Consider the following 20848-nt stretch of genomic DNA (forward strand, 5'->3'; position numbering starts at 1 on the left):
GTTACAGTGTTCTATTCATTGGAATGACTGTTCACAAACGTGTTCTATGCACGCCCATTGAAACTGAGTAATCTGCTTGAGAAATGGCCCAGTGATTTCCGGGCAATACTCCAGTTTTGAAAGGGTTGATGATGACCAGCGTTGAACGCACTCCATTCAACTACAGCTATATCCCCGGGCCTCTGCAATATTCTTTCGGAGTGCGTGCTGACAGTGGGCATGAACTTGTCCGCGTCCGGGCAGCGCGTACGCCCCCACTCGACGAGGGTTATCGGCTCATCGAGCGATACATGGAGCAGGTTGGACTGCCCGTCCAAGCAGTGTGTGCTCTTGAGCTGCGTTCACCTGAGCAGTTCTCTGAGCAGGGGTTCAAAGAATTCAATGAAGCTTATGCTGCAAAGCTCGACGAATGGAGAATCCTTCTGGATGGCTCCAACCCCGTCGCCCGATCCAACGTCATTCCGGAGAAGCGGACCGTTTCAGGCCCCTCTGTGCACTCCTTCACTTATGTGCGACCGCAGCCCGGGGCCCCGGCTTCCTATGTCATTTCCGGAGAATCGGATGCCCCGGAGGGATTCGATAGTTACAACGATCAACTGATCGCCCCCGGAGATACCTCTCCCAGGGGCATGAGAAAGAAGGCAGAGTATGTCATTGGTGAACTGCTGAGAAGGAAAGAGCTTCTTGGATCCTGCTGGGACGAAGTGACCGATGTCCAGGTCTACACCCTGCATTCCTATGAGAGTATCCACACCGACCTTTCCGGGATGGTCCCTTTAGCGGCGAATATTGCGTGGCAGTACTGCGCTCCGCCGGTCGAAGAGTGGGCATTCGAAATGGATAGCAGAAGAGTGCACGTTGAGGAATTTGTTCAGTAGATTTCTAAAACATGAGTGATCAAAAAAAATGAAAGGGATAGGTTTCATGTCTAGAATCAAGAGATCAATATCAGTATTGGTTGGACTTCCCCTCCTGGTGCTTACTGCTTGCGGTGCTACAGGAGATGAGGGAGACAGTAGTCAGAACAGCAACGGGGAAACAGTCGCAGAAGGGTCACTGCGACTTGGGCACGTAGGTTCCCCCGGCGACGTCTTCGACCAAAGCATGGATATTCTGATCGAAGAGCTGGACGAAGCTACCGAGGGTCGATGGACTATAGAGCAGTATGGCTCAAGCCAACTTGGTGACGAACGCGAACTCATTGAGAGCGTCTCCATGCGGACTGTAGACATGGCTCTGGTGACCAACGCGCCCATCGGCAACTTTGTGCCTGAAGCCCTTTTCTATGACCTTCCTGGGCTGTATCAGGACATCGAGCATGTGGAAGCAGTCAACAATTCTGAAATAGTAAGGGAATATCTTGCTGAAGCCTTGCTGGCTCAAGACTTGAGGCTCCTGGAAGTCACACACGGTGGATTCCGGAACATGACGAACAACAGCGGGCCTGTCGAAACGCTGGATGACCTTTCAGGGCTATCTATGCGAGTTCAAGAGAGCCCTATGATCAACGCAACCTATGCTGCGCTTGACGGTGTCACCTCGGTGCCGATACCGATGAGTGAGGTCTACACTGCTCTCGAACAGGGAGTGGCTAACGCCCAGGAGAATCCCGCCATTATGATCCGGGACTTCGACCTCTACGAGGTTCAGGACTTTATGACCATCACCGAGCACTCGTTCTTCCCCCGTTACATCTTGATCAATGAAGACGTGTGGCAAGGAATCCCAGAGGCAGACCAAGACCTCTTCCTCCAAGCAGCGCTCGAAGCGGCTGAGTTCAAGAACGCCTATTACGTTGATGAGACGGAACAGGCGATTGATGAACTAATTGAGGGCGGGATGAACGTCAATGAACCGCCTGAAGAGTTTCACGAAGAGTTTAGCCAGCTCATGCTGGATGAAGTCTACCCGCAGTTCTATGAACAGATCGGTGGCGGTGACGCAGAAGAGGGTGAGAGAATCATCCAAGAAATTATCGACCTAGCCGACTGATGCTGATGATAAGCAAGATGTTCAATGCTCTGGCTGGGGTTGTCCAGACTGTGATGATCCTCTTGTTGGGAGCTATGACAGCAACTGTCATGTTGCAGATCGTATTGCGCTACTTCTTTGAGCGCCCCCTTGCAGGTGGAGAAGAAATCACCCGGTACATGTTCGTGTACCTGATCTTCATCGGGGCCGCGATGGGAGTCCGTACGGGAATCCACGTGAGCATCGACGTCTTGGTCAGGCGGTTGCCAGGCGGATCAGGAAAGCTCTTAGCGGTTATCGCGCAGAGCATCGTGGGAGTTTTCCTGATCTTTCTTACGCTCTACGGAATCCAAATGTCCATGAACACCATGGGACAAAGTTCACCGGCGCTGGGTATTCCGATTGGCTACGCATATTTTGCGATCCCACTCGGAGCAACTCTTGGGCTGATATTTCTGATTGGCCCAAAACCGGAGAAAACTGCGTCTAACGAGGTGACGGCATGAGCATCACCGTTCTTATCATATGCCTGTTGTTTCTTTTTCTCGTTAGTGTGCCAATCGCCTGGGCTTTAGCTATTTCCGCTTTGATCACGCTAATGGTCTTCGCCGATGTTCCTCTGACTATGATTCCGCAACGTATGTTCACTGGCACGGACTCATTCACGCTCATGGCAATACCGTTCTTCCTGCTTGCCGGTGAACTGATGGAGAAAGTCGGAATATCTGACAAGCTGATTGAATTCTCCCGATCTTTGGTAGGTCACATCCGAGGAGGTTTAGGGAATGTCACTGTCGGCGGATCCATGATGTTCTCCGCAGTCTCCGGGTCAGGTATCGCCACCACTGCCGCAATGGGCAAAATCACCATCCCCGCGATGATCCAACGCGGTTACCACCCGGCCTTCGCAGTGGCAGCCCAATCCACCTCTGGGGCTATGGGAATCGTCATCCCACCCAGCATCATCATGATCCTCTACGCGGTGACCGCTGGGCCGGGAGCATCGGTCTCCGATATGTTCGTCGGTGGGATTATCCCCGGTGCATTGATGGGACTTGCCTTGATGACCACCGGCTATGTGATTTCCCGCAGGAAGAACTATCCCACTGAAGCCCGGGTCGCCGCCCGGAAGATTCCGTGGCGGGCGCTCAAAGCGGTTCCGGCATTGGTCATGCCGCTGATTATTATCCTGGGAATCACTCTGGGCATTGTCACCACTACCGAATCAGCTGTGCTTGCTGTCGGATACGCCCTACTGCTGGGCCTTGTCACCAGGAAACTCAGTATGCGCAAGCTTGTAGACGCTCTCTACAACAGCGCCTCAGCAACTGCCATGATCATGCTGATTGTGGCCAGCGCCAACGTTTTCGCCTGGGTCGTCACCTCAGAGGGACTTCCCAGTATGCTCGCCCGGCAGATGTCAGGCTTGGCTGAGAGCCCCTTGCTCGTGCTCTTCATTGCCGCTGCAATTCTATTGGTCATCGGTATGTTCCTAGACAGTGCGGCAGCACTCATCATCGTGATCCCAGTCATGATGCCGCTGGTCACGATGTCCGGGGTTGACCCAGTTCACTTCGGCGTTGTGGCTGTGATCGCCCTTGCCATTGGACTCGCGACCCCACCGGTGGGACTCAACTTGTTCGTGGCATCAGCTATAGCTGGAATCGACATTCTTGCAGCATTGCGTTATTTGGCTCCGTTTATCATCGCACTGATCGGCGTTCTGGTCCTGCTGATCCTGTTCCCCAACCTCGTCTTGTGGCTTCCTGAGCTTCTTGACTGACCACATTCTTTCTGCCCGATCAACCCATGTATTGAGGAATAGTGAATGAAACTAGTGACTTATGAAGAGAACGGTCGCCAGCTGGTCGGCGGTCTCAATACGGAGACCGAATGCGTGTATGAGCTGAGAACTCCTGAGGATGTATCCGTCAGGTCTATGAGTGAACTCATTAGAACGCATGTCTCAGCAGACACGCCGCCGCTGGAATTCGTGTCCGGAACTGAACGGCTGCTCAACGAAGTGAAAATCCTGGCTCCGCTCCAAGAAGTCCCCCGGGACATTATGTGTGTCGGCAAAAACTACCGGGATCATTCAGCAGAGTTTTCCGCAAGCGGCTTCGACGCCACAGATGCCGGTTCGGTCTATCCAGAGCATCCCATCGTCTTCACAAAACCGGGGAGCACCATAATTGGGCCGGGAGATGGCATCGAACCGCACTCCCAAATTACTCAGAGTTTGGACTACGAGGCCGAAGTCGGCGTCATTATCGGATACAGAGGCAGAAACATTTCGCCCGACTCCGCCTGGCATCATGTGTGGGGTTACACCCTTATCAACGACGTGACCGCACGGGACATGCAATACCGACATAAGCAGTGGTATCTGGGAAAATCATTAGACACCTTTTGCCCCATGGGACCAGTCGTTGTCACCTCGGACGAGCTTGACGGATCAGCGATCGACCTCCAATGCTACGTCAACGGTGAACTGCGCCAATCAACCAACACCCGAGACCTCATTTTCGACATCCCTACTCTGATCAGTGTTATCTCAAGCGGCCGGGAACTCAAACCCGGAGACGTAATTGCCACAGGAACTCCAGCTGGAGTGGGTATAGGCTTCGATCCTCCCCGGTTCCTGAACTCTGGAGATACCGTCACAATTACGTCTCCTCAGATCGGCACACTGCAGAACCAGGTGCTTTAGACAGCACATGGCGCTAGACGGTATGTGGTAGGCATCTTCAGAGCTGGAGGGGTTGCGGGCCGGGACCTCGCAACCAAAGACTCGTGGGTTACCCGGTCAAGAAGACCCTTACCCGGCAGGGTCAAGCCCGGGGTCTCGCAGTTGGGAAAGCTGGTGAAGGCCAGGAGCTCCTCGCGGATCCCGGCCAGGTGATCGGCGACCGTGGATGCTTGCGGTCAAGGCCCCATCACCTGACATGCATTGGAGAATTCGCAATAATAGATGCAAGACAGTTGACGACTGTTCGACGCATAACCCCCGGTCAGACGACCTTGAGCGCTTCTTGGAGGTTCGCAAATTCTCTTCGGGATTGCGGCACACACGTCAGGAGGCCTGGCGTTGGCGGTTATTCCGTCGAAGAAGGAGGCCCTGTCTATCCGTGGCACGGGACCGGGCGGAGACTGAACCGCAGCTATACCTCACAACCAGCATCACCTGTGAGAGTCAGGGGGTGTTATCACTCCCTCGATCATCTGCGTCAGGTGCCACGGATTGCCATGTCGTAGAGGTTCGGGTAGCAACTCTTGCGGAAGGTTCTGATACGCCACCGGGCGCAGAAACCGTTCGATCGCGAACGTTCCCACCGAGGTGGTGCGGCCCTCGGAGGTGGCGGGGAAGGGCCCGCCGTGAACCATCGCGTGCCCAACCTCTACACCGGTGGGCCACCCGTTCACCAGGATGCGTCCCACCCGCTGCTCAAGTACCGGCAGCAGTTCCAACGCGTCGTCATAGGATGCCTCGGTCAGGTGGAGTGTTGCAGTTAATTGTCCTTCCATCCTGGCCACTGTTTCCTTCAACTCGGCCACGGAACCGTACCGCACCAACAGTGCCGCTGCACCGAAGATTTCCCTGTGCAACGCCTCGTTACCGGTGAACGTGCCCAGATCAGTGCCATAGACCGCCGGCGCTGGGGCTGCCTTGTTCGGGCCGGGTTCGCCCTGGCCCACCAGGCTCACATTGTCCTGGCTCGCTAGGGTCTCGACGCCGTGGGTCCAGGAGGTGGCGATCGGCTCGGTGAGCATTGTCTGCCCAGTGGTGGTGCTCAGCGCCCGGCCCACAGCCGTCGCGAACGCATCGCCTTTGATGCCCTCGGGCACGAAGATCAGTCCCGGCACCGTGCACAACTGCCCCGAGGAGCCCGTGACGGAGGCGACGAAGGCTTGAGCAAGGGCGTCCATGTCCTCATCCAGGGCACTGTCGAAGACGATCACCGGGTTGATCGAACTCATTTCGGCGTACACCGGGATCGGTTCGGTGCGCTGCGCGGCGGTGCGCATCAAGGCGGTGCCTGCATCCCTGGAGCCGGTGAAGCCGACTGCCTTGATGAGCGGATCGGACACCAGGGCCTGACCAATCACCGAGCCAGCGCCGTAAAGCAGCGAGAACACACCCGGGTGCAGACCGCACTCCTGCACGGCCTTGGTGACCGCCCAACCAACTAGTTCGCCGGTGCCAGGGTGAGCGTTGTGGGCTTTGACGATCACTGGGCAGCCGGCAGCGAGCGCCGAGGCTGTGTCACCGCCCGCGGTTGAGAAGGCGAGCGGGAAGTTGCTCGCCCCGAACACAACGACCGGCCCCACCGGGATTTTGCGTTGACGGATGTCCGGGCGCGGCAGAGGCTCCCGGTCAGGTAGCGCCGGGTCAATCCGCACCCCGCGGTGATCTCCTCGGCGCACCACGCTGGCGAACAGCCGCAGCTGATTGCTAGTTCGTCTGTGCTCAACCTGCAAACGATCCCGCGACAGCCCGGTTTCGGCCATCGCTCGCTCGATCAGCTCGTCACGCACCGCTTCAATATTCTCAGCCATCTTGTCCAGGAACTGCGCGTGCTCAGACGGATCGAGGTTTCCGAACGATGATGTAGCTTCGTGCGCTGCGGCGGTGGCAATCCGGAGCTGGTCGGTACCCAACTGGTGATAAGAGGGCCCAAGCACGGAGCTGGTGCGGGGATCGACGCCATGAATGGTGCCAGCACCACCTCGGACCGTCTCGCCGCCGATAATTGAGCAACCGGTCAGTTCTGTAGTGGGCATATTGGGGTTTCCTTTTGGATAGGAGTGACTGAGGTGTTTCCGAGTTCGCGATAGAGAATGATTGAAAGAGTCACTGACGAGGAGCAAGCGGAACCTGCCAAGTCCTCTGGGGGCCGCACACATTGTTCAACAGTGCCCAGCCCAGTTCGCCGACAGAGAGCCATACTGTGCCTGACCATCTTTATCGGCTTCCTTGGTCGTGACAAGGACCTCGGGCGCCACGACCTGCCCATCAGGTGCGTGGTCCTAAGTGATCGTCTTCATGGCCCTCACGAGGGTCTCCCCCACTGGCTCCTCGCTAGCCCCGGGGGATCTGCCTAAAAGAAGGTCTCGTACGCAGATACCACCGAGTAGGACTCGTCCACACCAAAGAGATACCTCCATTTATCAAACGTGGTGCAAGGGTGAGAGATCCCGAGCGCCACGATATCTCCCGTGGCAACCGTCGAACCTGGAGGTAAATTCATGGTGACGTGCTGATCGTAGATTTCCTTGACGTCAGTCCCCGGGGGGAATCTACGTGGAATCTCGACTGATGATCCCGGCCGGTGCCATCTCAGCGGAATAGGCAGATGGTTATCATACGAGAGGTCTCTTCGACCTACCGCCAAAACTCCAACGCCAGGCTCTGGAATCGACTGCACGTATGCAAGCACTTCTAAAGCGGGTTGTAGGCCGCCATCTAGGCTGTTGGCCAGGGCAGACCGTTCTCGAATCGCGCGAAAATGTTCCTCATACAAATGATTATCCTGCGCAATATAACATCCACTACGAAGCACGATTCGCAGTCGCTCTCTCGCCAAGGATGCAACACTGTCTTGAACCACGTCGAAATACGCCGATCCTCCGAGCGATAGAATGGCTTCTCCCGTGAACCAACCAGATACTAACCCCTTACGCACCGCGGCTATCACTTTATCCAGATACTCACGAACCGGGTGCACGTTCGCCGCGCAAGCGCCAGGAACGAGACCTTCGAATCCCTCAATGCCCCGGAGAACCAAGTTCGAGCACGATATGGCAAACTGCGCAAGTTTCTCAACGGATTCCGCGTCACGTACACCCGTTCGACCGCCCGGAACTCCTACCTCGATAAGAACCTGCAAGCGCACTTTTCCACCAAGATGTGTTAACCACTGGTCTAGGAACTGTGCACCCTCGATAGAGTCTATTAGGCAGTAAAACTCAAAGGAAGGATCGGCGAGCAGCGTATGATATAAATACGCTAAAAACTGAGGATCCATTATTTGGTTAGCTAAGAGGACTCTGTTGACTCCAAAGTCTCGCGCCACAGCAACCTGATGTGCTGTCGATAGAGTGATGGCCCAGGCCCCATCATCAAGTTGACGCTGGAATATTTGCGGGCACATCGTTGTCTTACCGTGTGGTGCGAGACTGAAATCTGAGCGCTTAGAAAAATCACTCATCCATTTACTATTAGCGCTCAAAGCAGACTCCTTCAGTACCGCGATCGGCAACGGTAAATCTTGCCGCAGTACATTCCAGCCTTTCTCTCCAATGTTAACAGGATTCGAGCGTCCAGCCAGAAGAGGATAGCCCTTAATGTGAGCATCAATCATCTGGACTGAGTGTGTTTCATAATTCACGTTCCACCTCATGATGAAGACTTTTCAGGATGAGTGAATTTAGTTCACTCGGAATGCCGTCAACAGCTGGTATTCGCTCCCCACTTTCCCCTTCGACAGCGCCGGCCCTCACTACATCTTCACGCAGTCTCGTTTCCTCCGCGATTGAGGGAAGGAGATTAAATCCGGTACGCAGTGATAAAGCCGCAATTACCCCATAGCAAGCCCAGTTCACTACCGAACCCAAGACGACGCGGTCGGTGGCCACGATGCAAGGACTCGCGGGTAAGCCGCTGACATCGGCTACATGCTGGGCGACAGAACCAACTCCGATTTCGTTGCCACCATCGATAAACCCGATGCTTGGTATCCCCTGTCCAAAAAGGCGATCAGTCTTCCCTGTCATCTCAGTTATATCCGTACCGTCGAATTGCAGGTACTTGCCGTCACGGTCCGGACCACAGCGTTCCACAGCGAGCAAGAGCGAAGGGTCAGCCGCGTATAATATTGATTGGGCGAAACGTTGCACAGATACATCGTCGATGTCCGTAGGCATGACATGCACGGTAGCCTTGGGAACAATCATCTCCATCATCTCTGCGCAACGATCATCAGTCACGAACTGGACGTCATAACCCAATCTGCCGAGAGCTTGCCCTAGAGTCACTGCACCCGGCGGCCCATCAGTTTCCGGCCGTTGCGCATTCGCCACGACAAACCCAGTGTTTATTAACACTGTGTTGCTATGATCAAGTATGTAGTCCGCAGCGACCTCACACAGGTCGTTGCCAAGCCAATGTCTTAGGCGACCAATCCGTCTCCGGTCGTATCGCAACACTATATTGTCAATTGATGACATATTTGATCTCCATTCATGACCCGCCGACCTTGCGCCCTATGTATTGGTGAGCAACTGACTCAGCAAAGTAATCCATATAGCGATCACTCGCAGCCGCGTTGTTTGGCATTATTAATAGATTAGAGCAACCCCATAGTGGGCTAGACTCGTGCAGTGCTTCTGGTTGGTCAGATTCACTATCAGTATTGGGTCCAAACGTGTCAACTGCTGCTCCCGCTATTTCTCCCTCCTCTAGAGCATTAAAAAGGTCGATATCGACGACGTTGGCACCTCTGGACACGTTAATGAAGTACGCTGACGGCTTCATCCGACGGAACATAGCTTCGTCAAACATGGAAGCCGTGTCGGGTGTGCTCGGAGCGCACAGTACAACGAAATCAGCAGAAGCAATGATCTCTTCGTTACAGGACGGCGGCTGCACTATATGGGCGTGACCACCATGAGTATTGAATGTTCTCTTTGACGCGACCACTGTCATCTCAAACGCCCGAGCGAGTTTAGCCACTCGCTCTCCAATGGCGCCAAGTCCGATAATCCCTAGTGTCTTCCCACGCAACTCGACCGCGCTGAAAGTACACCATCGGCCTTCGTCCTGTTGCCGAACCGCCCGTGGCACCCCTCTTACCAAAGCAAGGGCCATAGCGATCACATGCTCCGCCGTTGCGACACTGTTGACACCTGGTGAATTGATGACTTCCACACCACGATGCTCGAAATCGGATTCCAACAAGCCGGACGCAGCGAAGAAGTGATCCTTTCCAGATCCAGGAAACTGAACCCATTGCAGTAGTGGCATCCGTTCAAGTAACGGTTTATCGACCCGTCCCGCGAGCAACTGCGTTACGTGGTGCAAGTCGCCATACGAAGCCTCCTGCTCATTCAATAGTCTAATGGGGGTGTCGGGCAGAAGTCTGGAAAGCGACTCTTTAGCACGCTTCGCGCTCCAACTATTCGGAGGGGGACCTTCACGGTCATGATATTTATGAATGGTGAGATTGGGATGTATAGTGATCTCCACGGCGATCCTTCCACTTAGAGAATTATGTTTGACTCGAGATCATATCTAGCACGATTACGATTTCAATGATTTTATTATAGATATTGCATTATCGAGCCAAATAGCGCGCAACTTTTCCAGTCACATAATCAAACATTCAGGATCAGGCGAACGACATCAATTAGTTGCTCCATCCAATAACATTGTTTTTGGGCCCATGGAAGTCGAAAGCTGCTGCCTACCCCCCAAGAACTGATGGGACCCACAAATATATTTCCGGGAAGTAAGTCACCACAATTAGAAGAATCAACAACGCAGGATAGAAAACAAAGACTTGACGAAAAACTCCTTCCGCTGGAATCTCCCCGATCGCACTTACCACGTAGACCATTTGACCGAAAGGTGGAGTAAGTGTTCCAACCAATATGTTCACAATGATAACGATAGCAAAATGAAGCGGATCGACCCCCATCAGCGAAGCGACAGGCGCCAAGATTGGCGTGATTAGAATTATTAAGGCAACAGAGTCGATCACCATACCAAGCACTAAGATAGAAAGATTGACAATAAGCAAGAAAACCAAGGGGCTTTCACTCACATTACCAACAAATTCAGCGATCCTCTGTGGTAAATGTTCAATCGTGATCAAAAATGTCAGAGGTGCAGATATGCCTACTATAATCATCACAATACCGGTACTCACACCGGAGGAAATCAGCACATTCGGCAATTCACGTAGTGAGAGTTCTCGGTAGACGACGAAACCAAGAAAGAGCGTATACATAACACCAACTGCTGCCGCTTCAACTGGCGTGAACACTCCCAAGCGTATTCCGCCAATAATGATGACAGGCAGCGCGAGAGCGGGCAAGGCGCGAATTAAGCTACGAAACACCACGCCGAGAGACTCTCTACGCGCAGCGGGCAGGTACCGGCGCTTGCGGGCAACTATATACACAGAAGCGATCAGCAAGCAGCCCAACATTAGACCCGGGACTATGCCAGTAATGAATAGTGCTCCGACAGAAACATCCGCTAGAGACCCATAGATGATCATAGCCACACTTGGTGGGAGGATGATGGCAATCGTCGAAGCCACCGCAGTAACAGCACCCGAGAAGTCCGCAGGATAGCCCTTCTCGACCATTCTGGGAACGAGGATCTTTGTAGTCAGCGCGGCATCAGCCGAGGAGGACCCTGATAAACCACCCATAAACAGACTCGACGCTACGTTGACCTGCGCAAGACCTCCCCGGAAGTGACCGACAAGATTCTGGGCGAGATCAAGAATGCGAGACGTGACGCCACTTGCATTCATTAACGATCCCATGAGGAGGAACAAGGGAATAGCAGCTAAAGATGCACTCCCCATTCGACCGGTCAGGCTCTGTGCTAAGACCGCAAGATTGACGTCACCGCGAATGGCCATTCCGAGCGCGGTGATAACAGCAATTGCAACGACTACACTTATTCCTGCAAATATGAGTATAACAAAACCAATTAGAAGAGCAATAATCATAAACTATTCCAGTCTTGTACGCGAAGTCGAATCGGCCAAAACCATCCTCCTCATAGCGAGTCGAGATCGTCAGGCAGCGCAGCGGCCGACGACTTGTCGTTGCGAGCATGGTGCACCATCTCGACTAGACTGTAGGCAGTCATCCACACCCCACTAACAGGTACCACGGAATATGCAAGTCCGAGGGACAATCCGAGAACAGGTGTTGTCTGCGACGCGAGACCGTCAACCATCACCCATCCGAAAGCTACAAGCCCAATACCAAGCCCAATAAAACCTATTGTATTGATAATTTCAAGAGCATAACGTAAACCACGGGGCCCCTTGTCCAATAGCATCCCGAGACGAAAGTGTGCTCTGAGCCGTACGCCAACGGCAGCGCCGAGAAACGAGAGCCATAGAATCATAATTCTTATGATCTCGCTTGACCAAGGCATCGAAAAAAGCCCTGTATATCGTGCTATGACGGACGTAAACATCACGATAGGAATTCCCAGTCCTAAAGGTACGCACAACATGTCTGGAAACCGCCATATAATCGTCCCCACTCGGGATGCGTATCTGAGATTCTTAGGCATAGCTGTCTCCGTCCGGCGGTGGCTACACTATCCGGTGTGCTCGTAGATATGGATGCCAAGTGGCTTTGGGTAGCCGCCATTCGTGGTAGCCAGCGTAGGTCCAGCGCTATCATCGGCCGGGCAGGCAGAAATATTTACGATGCAATCCATCTCAGCAAGAAATTCCACATAATCTCCTTGCTTTGCGTCGGATTCTTCAACAAACTGACGTCCGTCTTCATCCACTCCTGCCTTCTGAAACAGAGTAAAGGAGTCGTGGGTGTCATCGGCGGTCAAGCCATAGGAGGCGATTGAACGCGCTAAAGAATCCTGGCAACTTGGATGGCCCTCGGTGTTGCCCCAAAGTCTGTAGAGAAACTCGGTGCATCGCGGAAATATCATGGAGTGCCCATGGGTACCTCGGCGTCCGGGGCTATGTGCAACGGTGTCTTCTATGATACGTAGCATGACCCTATCGCGTCCAGGATTTGACCATAGTTCGCCGCCGGTGCTTAGATAGATCCCCTGCAAACGACGTGTGGCAGCGGCCGAAAAGTGTTCTGCATGATCTTCACTTGAATAGATGTTTAAGTCTGCAACTTGCAATCCCTCGACTTCTATTACACGTATCGATTGTCCGCGGCGCAACTCGTAAGCCTTTGCGGTACGTGCTGGTATGATCTCGTCTAAAATTTTGGCCATGAATTTATCTTTCAATTTTTATATTATTATAATTACATTATTATTGAGCTTAGTTAATTCCTATTGCATCTTCAACCATTTCCATTAACTCGTCTCCAATCTGTTCCCTATATGCATCCCAAGTTGGGCGAACGATGTCAGCCATCTCCTCGAATTTATCTTCGTCAATCTCGTTAATTACCACACCATGATCAGCAGCCAGGTCTAGTGCTTCCTGTTCACGGGCTTCGGTCTCTTCAGTGACCCACTCAGCTGCTTCGGTCGCCGCGTCTTCTATGATGGTCTGAAATTCTTCGGGAATTGTTTCCCAAATATCTAGATTGACAGTATGAAGCATCTGCGAATGAGCATGGTTCGTCAATGATAGGTAGTCAACGACTTCGTGAAGATTGTTTCCAGTAGCGCTCACAACCGGATTCTCGAATCCTTCTACGACTCCTTGCTCCAAGGCAGAATAGAGTTCCGTGTATTCGAGTGGGACCGGGTTGGCAGCAAGAGCGTCGAAAGCGTCGATATGCATCGATGTTTCGGTGAGTCGAATTGTTTGGCCCCTGAGATCCTCGGCACTTGTGATCGGTCGTACGTTGCTGAATACGTGTCGGAAACCCTGATCTTGCCAGCTGAGGATCTTGACGCCTTGTTCCTCCATCGCCTCTTCGATATGAGCTGTCACGTCACTGTCTAATACATTCCGCACCTCCTCGGTTGTACCAAATAGATAAGGTAAACCCATCACTGCGATCGATGGTAATACTGACTCAAGCTCAGCACTAGTGTTATTTGTCATGTCAATTATTTGCGTCTGCACCTGCTCGAGATTTTCTTGAATTGAGCCGAGTTGCCCACTATGATAGACGTCTATCGTTACTTGTCCGTCAGTCCTTTCGTCGACGAGGTCGGCAAAGATCTCCATTCCTTGCGTAACGGTATCCTCAGGTTGCAGACCTGTCGCATACCTGAGAGTTATTTCATCGTCCGCACCGCTGGTGGTGGTGGTTTCTGTATCATTCCCGCACGCTGCCAAGATCAATATCGACGCAGACATACCGAGTACTATTGACTTTCTCATGCGATTTTTTGGTTGGAACACTAGTCTCTCCTTTGAATCGGTTTCAAACATCACTGTGGCTTTGCATCTTTATGAATCGGGTTGCAGTGCGAATCTTTGTGGGGATCTGAGTTCGGTGTTTCCTGGAGCCGGCATCGCCTCAGTGGATCCAATTCGGTCAAGGTGGTCAAGACACAAGCGCGCGCGGCGCACACGCTCCCTTGCCAGATTCTTGGCCGTACTGATTAGGTGCTGACCTACCGGATACATCGGTGGAGCATTGCGGACACCAAACTTCAGGTAGACGGGGGCCGCTACCCGGATGATCTCAGCTACTTCATAATGCCGAACAAATCCGCCTAAATCGTCGGGTGATTCGATATAGATGTCTATGACGGTCTCCATTGCCCTCCTCAACTCCGCCAAGTGGGAGATCGTCATGTCGCCTGGCACATTTATGGAGTCCGCTCCAAGGCCTGAAATGACTTGGAAGCTGGCGGGATTACTCGGTCCGGTAAGTGCGGAGAACTTGAGTCGTAAGTCAGCCGGAATATCGCCCTCTCTGCGCATTCGATGCAGCGTCCAGAGCACGCCCTCGTCAGCGACAAGTAGGCAACGTACACCTAAGTTGACCGCTCGTTGTGCTTCCGCGATCGACTGACCAAGTTGGTCGTACCCGCGAGCGCGCGGACCGGCACCGGTGGTCGCACGGCCTGCGCCGATGTCCCATAGTGCTCTCGGCCCGAGGAATAGGCAAACCTCTATGTTCTCCTCACGAGCGAGGTCGAGCATCTCGATGATCTCTGCGTCTTGGAGCATCATGACTCCGCTGCCTTGACTGATGCGGTGAATGGTAACGCCACAGCGCTTGGCCTCGTCTAAGGCTGCGCGCATAACCTCTGGGCCTTCGAGCGACGGTATCTCGATTCGGTATGAGCCGCCATCAGGAAAGCGAGTAGTCGAGGAGCCGGGGGAAGCCATCTGTCGGCCAATACCAAGTGTCGCGAGTTCGTCTGCTCCCGGCAAGCGCGGATCGGTATGTACCAGAGCGTTTGTGTCCAAAATAACTCCTCATGTTGTTCGATATATAGGCATATGATCTGTATTTAGAACAACTTAGGCGGTAGTGCGCCACCTGTCAAGGCGTCCATGGCTTTTCAAGATCCACTGAGTTTGGCGGCGAGTTTGCGATTGCGTCAGTCGTGGCAGATTGCTCGTTTGATGTTGTTTTTTCTTTTATGGTGCAGTTTTATGATGACCAAGTTCCGTAGTGAGGCCATCATGTGGACGGCGGTGCTGGTCCGGATCGGGCTGGTGCCTTCGTGGGCGGTGAATGAACTGTTTGTTCGCGCTGAGCAGGCCGCCGTGGGGTGCCCGTGGAATGATCGCCGGCGGACCTTGGAGGGTGTCTTTCGGCGGTTTAGGGCTGCGAGGCGCCCATGAGCAGATTGTAGATCGTCAAGCGTTTCCGAGAGGTCGGTGTCGTTAAGACCTCTCTGGCGATAAATCGTTTCAAACAGCGCAGGTAAGGGCGTCTTTTTGAGGCCGTCATCACGACGTCAGTCCATGCAGGCGATGGTGTTAGGGGTCTCAGCCAACTGCAGCATCGACATCAGGACTAATTGAGAAAATATCGACACATGGCAGAAACACATCGACGGTAATATGCGAACACCATTGGTTGCCGAAGCAACGCCCGTGGTGTTCCAACCGAACAATCAAGGAGGAAGTGCACACGATGGCATTGAACGAAAAGTCCAAGAAGCTCGCAGAGCCTCAGGATAACGCGGGAACCTCAAAGATCGAGACCTTAGCCTGAATCCACCGATGTGCCCTCTGGTAAGTAGCTGAGATTCGGGAATCTCAGGGAGCATCGATGGTGGGCAGGAGGTTGGACGTCCCGGGCTTGCATCCGGTCTTCTCCACGGGTCTGCTTCTCGTCAGCCTTTTGCCCTTCTGGGGTGGGGTGATCCTGGCCGCTGTGGGCGGTACCACTGCGGCGGCCAACAACCGGTCGAAAGCTTGGTCCTTTTCTAAACTTGGCGTAGGTGCAGGATCAGCCGTAGTGAGCGATGCTGATGATCCACTGCCGAAGAGTCAGCGCTCAAGTCCGGGATAGCTGTCCTCAGATGATGGCTGCGGCCATGCGCATCAGGTTACGCGCCAAGGCGCTGACGGTGGTGAAGAATCCGTGGTGGTAGACATCAAAGATGGTCTCCTGGCCAGGGGCCAGCTTGGCTTTGTTCTTCTCCGGTACCTAGCGGATGATCAGCACTTACATAACCACCAGCCCACCTAGCCCCACTGACACTTAAATGGACGCCTTTCTTCCGGAATCTCAGTAACTCATCAGACGTCACAGCGGTGGATTCAGGTTTAGCCGCGCTTTCGCTGGTGTCGGTGGATCAATCCACTGTTACACCCTTCCCCTAATATCCGAGTATGGTAGCGAGTTCCGATGTCGCGTCGACGACCATGGACGCAAGTTGCGCAGATCGCTCATCGTCCCACCTGGTGGTCGGTACAGAAATGCTCATAGCTGCTCTAACGGTTTTTGATCTGTCGTAAACCTGAGATCCGACGCAAGCGAGGCCCTCGCTAGACTCATTAGCATCAATGGCCCAACCCCGTTCGCGCACCAAGTTGAGTTCTCGGCGCAACTCCCCCAGGTCGCCTATACTGCACCTCGTGATTTTCGGAAGCTTCTCATTAGGATAGAGCGCCGTCACTTCGTCGTCCGTTAGTCCCGCCAAGAGTGCCTTACCGATTGCCGTACAATGTGCAGGCAATCGACGGCCGACGTCCGAAACGAGTCGAACGGGACGAGACGACTCGACCTTAGCTATGTATACAACGTCGGATCCGCTGAGAATACCTAGTTGCACAGTCTCATTGCACCGCGCTGACAATTTTGTTGCGATTTGTTTACCTTCGCGAACCAAATCCAGCCCAGTTTCGTATGCGTTTCCAAGTTCCAAAGTCCGCACCCCTAGCGAAAACCGATTGGAGGTCGGTTCGCCGACGGGCCGAAGGTAGCCACGATCAATTAGCGTGGTGACGAGTTCATGCGCGCTTGTCCGGGGGAGCTGCAGTTGCCGAACAATCTCTGGCACAGTCAGTTCCGTGGGACCATTCACAAACAGTTCGAGTACATCCAGCCCCCGGCGAAGAGCTGGAGAAGAAAGCCGTGCCACGTCAACTCCTAAGACATAGGTCCAAAATATCGGTCATTGCGCTACAGTATCAACACAATCCAAGGTCACCGCCCTATGAGGAACACGATGAGGGACTGTCGACCTTCGGGTGACTCGTCGTCAAGAAACTCAACGAGCTTGGAATGTTAATCGATCTATCACATGTCGGCGAGCAGATTTTCTTAGACACTATCGAGCTTTCTAAGAACCCTGTAGCGATCACACACGCCAACCTTAGGGAATTTTCCAGCCATGCCCGCAACAAGCCTGAGCCGATAGTTCGCGAGTTAGTTGCGCGTGGCGGTGTCATCGGAGCTAACGCATTCCCCCGGTTTCTCCCTGGTGGCTTCGATGCCACAATTGACGCCTTCCTCGACGCCATCGACAGTCTAGTTCAAGTCGTAGGACCGGACTCGGTGGCAATCGCAACAGATTTCTGCGAAGGCCAAGACATGGACTACTGGCATTATCTCCGCAGACTTCACGGAAAAATCCCGGGTGCCCCACCCAGTGTGCCTCGACCCGACCCATCGTTACGTGGGCTTGATACCGGTAGGGAAATGCCAAACATCGAATACGGCCTCCGCGAACGCGGCTACGATGAAGAGAGTATCACCAAGATTCTCGGAAAAAACTGGATGCGACTATATCGTGAGGTGTGGGGCGCGTAATGCTGACCCGGAAAAAACAAAGTCGTAAAGGCAATATTTCTGTTGAATTAGCGGCAAAGTCTTCGCCCTTCGACTCAAGTAAGCTGTGGGAGGCGACCACACATTACCCAACAGGCGTTGCAGTGGTTACGGCGGCACCCTCTAATGGCGAACGCGTCGCGATGGTGGTGGGCACTTTCACCTCCATCTCATTGGAGCCAGCACTGGTGGGGTTCTTTGCGTCGATGGAGTCAACGTCATACTCCCGGCTTCGTGATTGCGATGTTTTTACAATAAACGTCCTGTCTCATGCACAGGAAGATATCGCTCGGGCCTTGTCCCGGAAGGACGTTTCAGACAAGCTCCAAGACATCCCATGCCACGAATCTCCACTTGGGGCCCCACTAATCGATGGTGCCGTAGCATGGTTCGAATGCCGCATAGCATCTTCATTCGGTATTGGAGATCATGATCTGGTTGTCGGAGCTTTACAAGCTATGGACGTTCCGAACCCTGTTCTTCCGTTGTTGTATTTCCAGCGCAGTCTGGGACAGTATCGCTCAAAGTCGTTCGTCATCTCCGGGGAAGAGGCACTCCTTCCGGCGGTCTCGGCTGTCGAACGTGCTCGCTCTTTACTTGAAGAGCTTGCGGCTGAACTTCAGCGAGAAGTTGTCGTATTCACCAGACTCGGCGAAGAGGTCATTGCGATCGCTTCAGCGGGTGAGCAGCCAAACCGTAAAACCAGCTTACTTGGCCGACGGTTTCCATTCGCACCACCTTTCGGCGCTCTTCTCCTCGATTCAGAAGAGGAAACGAAAGCGTGGATCGACCGTGCACGCAGCGGATCTGAGCCTGCCCGCTGGCGCGATCGACTCTCCAGGCTTCGGGAGAGGGGAGCCTCATTAGCCATGCTGTCAGAAGGTCACCGATCCTTCGATGAAGTTGTAGAGCAGTTTTCCCAGGGGATACACACTCCCCAACAGAGGCGTCACCTGCTCGCGCTGATGGGGGAGCTCGAGGCTGAGTACGAACCCGAGGACACGTCGCTTGAGACCGGGCGTGATTTACGTCTTACACAAGTCCGCGCACGGATTTGCGGAGTTGACGTTCTCCTATCTGTCCATGGAATGTCGCAACCAATTCGCTATGACGAAGTACACAGCATCATCGAGACGATGAGGTCCTATATAGACCGAATGGAGAGAAAGGTAACCTAGTGAACTGTCGCCTCAAATTTAGAGCTCTCCTGACTGATGTGTAAGTCACTGGGTTCTACCTGGCAGTTTCGAATTCAGGCCTGAGAGGGTGATCAGGGCCATCGCGATCAAAGCCATGGCGGAATGAAATCTGAAGGCTACTCGGGTCATCATTCGGATCTTGGTGTGACTGATTTGATGTGCCTGTTTGAGAGCCCGACGCCGGGTGGTCAGGCGGTTATGGAAACCACCAGCTCGCGGAAACTGGAGGCCTGAAAGACCAGGGGCTCGATACCGGACTGAGTGCTGACGCTCTTCACCTCCATGACCACCACCGTGTGATCTCCTGCCAAGTGCTCTCCCACCACCTGGCAATCCAGCCACACCGGAGCGTCGTCAATCAGCACGGCCCCCGAATCAACGATAGTGGTGGCCAGATCGGCAAACCTATCGCGACCCTTGGAGGCCAGCTGGAGGCAGGCGGCGGCGTGGTTACTACCCAGCACAGAGATCCCAACGCGAGGCGCTTGCTTTAGCACCGGCCACGTGGTGGAGCTGTTCTGGACGGCGAACATCACCATTGGCGGGTAGAAGGAGACACCCACGGTGAAGGACGAGGCGGCGATGCCCACCAGCTCGTCATCAATTTGTGCGCAGAGCGCGGCGACACCCGAGGGGAAGGCCGCGAAGGCGTCCTTGATGATTTGACCACCTTCGCCCACGGACTCCAGAGTGCGTTCGCCGGTATCGGTGGTCTCGTTCTCCAAGAAGCTCATCGGTTCTCTCCCGCAAGTCGTGAATATCCACACTGCATACGTAAGTCATAATTGAGGAACATGTCTCTCCGAAAGATACGCGAGGGATGAGTCGCGAAACTGACGAGCCTGTTACCATGGTGTTACACGCGCCGCACCTCTGAGGGCCTTGATGTTATCTTGGACAAAGGCGACCAGACCCGGTTCGCCTGTGATAACAGCACAAACAAGGAGAATTGATGGCCGCTACGGCCCCAGAAAGCCGGAAGGTTGACTACACCCATCTCACTGCTGAGGAATTCAGGCTCATCCGGATCCTGAGCGACTTTGAGACTCCCACTGGCGCCCGAGTCGTTACCCGGCGAGCCCTGGATGAGGGTGTCGAGTTCAGCGAAGCCACCGTCTCCCGCATTCTGCTACGTCTGGACCGGATGGGACTGACCACTAGGGTCGAGCGCAAAGGCCGCATGCTGACGAACGAAGGTCGGCAGCTGGTGGAGGATACCCAGCAGAGCCGCCTGGTGCACGATGAGCTGCGTCAGGCGCTGAACATCACCGACGTGAACCAGCTGGTGGACCTGCTGCGCGCACGTCGCGGCCTCGAGCAGGAGGCTGCCATCCTAGCCGCCCAGCACTCCACCGCCGAGGACCTGCAGGCACTGCGGAGCAATGTTGACCTCTACCGGAGGACTATCGGAACACGGGCGGGCACCAACCCAGGGATGGAGTTTCATCGGCTGCTCATCCGTGCAGCCCACAGCCCCCTGTTAGAGGCCATCGCCCGCACGATCCTCTATGACCCGGTGGAGAAGTTTGAGCCGGCGCTCTCCGCCATCGTGGGCGAGCACGGCGATCTTGAGCAGGCGGTGAATCAGCATGCCGAGATCGTTGACGCCGTGGAAGCGGGCGACGCCGAGGTGGCGCGCCGTCTGGTCCACACTCATCTCAGCGACTTCCTGGAAGAGGCAGACGCCTTCACCAAGCACGCCAACCCCTCCGTGGTCCACCGGCTGCTCGCTCTGATCCGTTGAA

Annotated in this window: 18 protein-coding genes and 2 pseudogenes; 8 read left to right on the forward strand and 12 right to left on the reverse strand. The window is 54.1% G+C overall.

Annotated elements, in window-relative coordinates:
* Positions 1-128 precede the first annotated feature (128 nt).
* The 5 genes from cnbZ to DVO78_RS03785 are packed head-to-tail and all read left to right on the forward strand — an operon-like array spanning position 129 to position 4681.
* Positions 129-878, forward strand: coding sequence for a 2-amino-5-chloromuconate deaminase CnbZ (cnbZ, locus tag DVO78_RS03765; RefSeq protein WP_120003482.1), 750 nt, complete (start codon positions 129-131; stop codon positions 876-878).
* A gap of 46 nt (positions 879-924) precedes the next feature.
* Positions 925-1992 carry a TRAP transporter substrate-binding protein gene (locus tag DVO78_RS03770; RefSeq protein WP_157983846.1) on the forward strand — a complete coding sequence of 356 codons (1068 nt, stop codon included), beginning with the start codon at positions 925-927 and terminating at the stop codon, positions 1990-1992.
* A gap of 17 nt (positions 1993-2009) precedes the next feature.
* Complete coding sequence (locus DVO78_RS03775; protein WP_157983847.1) at positions 2010-2477, forward strand: TRAP transporter small permease; 468 nt, start codon at positions 2010-2012, stop codon at positions 2475-2477.
* Positions 2474-3754, forward strand: coding sequence for a TRAP transporter large permease (locus DVO78_RS03780; RefSeq protein WP_120003485.1), 1281 nt, complete (start codon positions 2474-2476; stop codon positions 3752-3754). Before DVO78_RS03775 ends, DVO78_RS03780 begins: the two co-directional genes overlap by 4 nt.
* 45 nt (positions 3755-3799) lie before the next feature.
* On the forward strand, positions 3800-4681 hold the full coding sequence (locus DVO78_RS03785; protein ID WP_120003486.1) for a fumarylacetoacetate hydrolase family protein: 882 nt from the start codon (positions 3800-3802) through the stop codon (positions 4679-4681).
* A gap of 470 nt (positions 4682-5151) precedes the next feature.
* On the opposite strand, the gene DVO78_RS03790 is transcribed toward DVO78_RS03785, so the two are convergent.
* From DVO78_RS03790 to DVO78_RS18330, 10 genes are all read right to left on the reverse strand, one after another.
* On the reverse strand, positions 5152-6753 hold the full coding sequence (locus DVO78_RS03790) for an aldehyde dehydrogenase (NADP(+)) (RefSeq protein WP_120003487.1): 1602 nt from the start codon (positions 6751-6753) through the stop codon (positions 5152-5154).
* Between the two features lie 317 nt (positions 6754-7070).
* Positions 7071-8333 carry a type III PLP-dependent enzyme domain-containing protein gene (locus DVO78_RS03795; RefSeq protein ID WP_162301559.1) on the reverse strand — a complete coding sequence of 421 codons (1263 nt, stop codon included), beginning with the start codon at positions 8331-8333 and terminating at the stop codon, positions 7071-7073.
* A 16-nt stretch (positions 8334-8349) separates the two neighbouring features.
* Complete coding sequence (locus DVO78_RS03800; RefSeq protein WP_120003489.1) at positions 8350-9198, reverse strand: glutamate cyclase domain-containing protein; 849 nt, start codon at positions 9196-9198, stop codon at positions 8350-8352.
* Between the two features lie 13 nt (positions 9199-9211).
* Positions 9212-10216: an NAD(P)-dependent oxidoreductase gene (locus DVO78_RS03805; RefSeq protein WP_157983848.1), complete on the reverse strand. Its 1005-nt coding sequence runs from the start codon at positions 10214-10216 to the stop codon at positions 9212-9214.
* Between the two features lie 217 nt (positions 10217-10433).
* Positions 10434-11714, reverse strand: coding sequence for a TRAP transporter large permease (locus DVO78_RS03810; protein ID WP_120003491.1), 1281 nt, complete (start codon positions 11712-11714; stop codon positions 10434-10436).
* 50 nt (positions 11715-11764) lie between these two features.
* Complete coding sequence (locus tag DVO78_RS18325) at positions 11765-12292, reverse strand: TRAP transporter small permease (RefSeq protein WP_120003492.1); 528 nt, start codon at positions 12290-12292, stop codon at positions 11765-11767.
* Positions 12293-12319: 27 nt separating this feature from the next.
* Positions 12320-12988 (reverse strand): DUF1989 domain-containing protein, encoded by a 669-nt coding sequence (locus tag DVO78_RS03820; protein WP_157983850.1) that lies wholly within the window; start codon positions 12986-12988, stop codon positions 12320-12322.
* Between the two features lie 34 nt (positions 12989-13022).
* A complete protein-coding gene (locus tag DVO78_RS03825) occupies positions 13023-14018 on the reverse strand; it encodes a TRAP transporter substrate-binding protein (protein WP_157983851.1) in 996 nt (331 codons plus the stop codon).
* A 93-nt stretch (positions 14019-14111) separates the two neighbouring features.
* On the reverse strand, positions 14112-15083 hold the full coding sequence (locus DVO78_RS03830) for a hypothetical protein (RefSeq protein WP_157983852.1): 972 nt from the start codon (positions 15081-15083) through the stop codon (positions 14112-14114).
* Positions 15084-16450: 1367 nt separating this feature from the next.
* The gene (locus tag DVO78_RS18330; protein ID WP_120003497.1) at positions 16451-17215 is read right to left on the reverse strand and encodes an IclR family transcriptional regulator; all 765 of its coding nucleotides are present in this window, start codon (positions 17213-17215) and stop codon (positions 16451-16453) included.
* A 128-nt stretch (positions 17216-17343) separates the two neighbouring features.
* Between DVO78_RS18330 and DVO78_RS03845 the strand changes: the two are divergent.
* Together DVO78_RS03845 and DVO78_RS03850 are read left to right on the forward strand one after the other, a co-directional pair.
* Positions 17344-17886, forward strand: a pseudogene (locus DVO78_RS03845) (dipeptidase); the annotation flags it as partial.
* A complete protein-coding gene (locus tag DVO78_RS03850) occupies positions 17886-19082 on the forward strand; it encodes a flavin reductase family protein (RefSeq protein WP_120003499.1) in 1197 nt (398 codons plus the stop codon). The pseudogene DVO78_RS03845 and the gene DVO78_RS03850, both read left to right, overlap by 1 nt.
* A 45-nt stretch (positions 19083-19127) precedes the next feature.
* Here DVO78_RS03850 and DVO78_RS18335 read toward each other — a convergent pair.
* Both DVO78_RS18335 and DVO78_RS03855 read right to left on the reverse strand, forming a co-directional pair.
* Positions 19128-19279, reverse strand: a pseudogene (locus DVO78_RS18335) (ISL3 family transposase); the annotation flags it as partial.
* 12 nt (positions 19280-19291) lie between these two features.
* Positions 19292-19837 carry a flavin reductase family protein gene (locus tag DVO78_RS03855; RefSeq protein ID WP_120003500.1) on the reverse strand — a complete coding sequence of 182 codons (546 nt, stop codon included), beginning with the start codon at positions 19835-19837 and terminating at the stop codon, positions 19292-19294.
* 218 nt (positions 19838-20055) lie between these two features.
* Here DVO78_RS03855 and DVO78_RS03860 point away from each other — a divergent pair, with 218 nt between their 5' ends.
* On the forward strand, positions 20056-20847 hold the full coding sequence (locus DVO78_RS03860; protein ID WP_120003501.1) for an FCD domain-containing protein: 792 nt from the start codon (positions 20056-20058) through the stop codon (positions 20845-20847).
* The last annotated feature ends 1 nt before the right edge of the window (position 20848 follow it).

Source organism: Nesterenkonia muleiensis (genome assembly GCF_003600155.1).
Lineage (GTDB): Bacteria > Actinomycetota > Actinomycetes > Actinomycetales > Micrococcaceae > Nesterenkonia > Nesterenkonia muleiensis.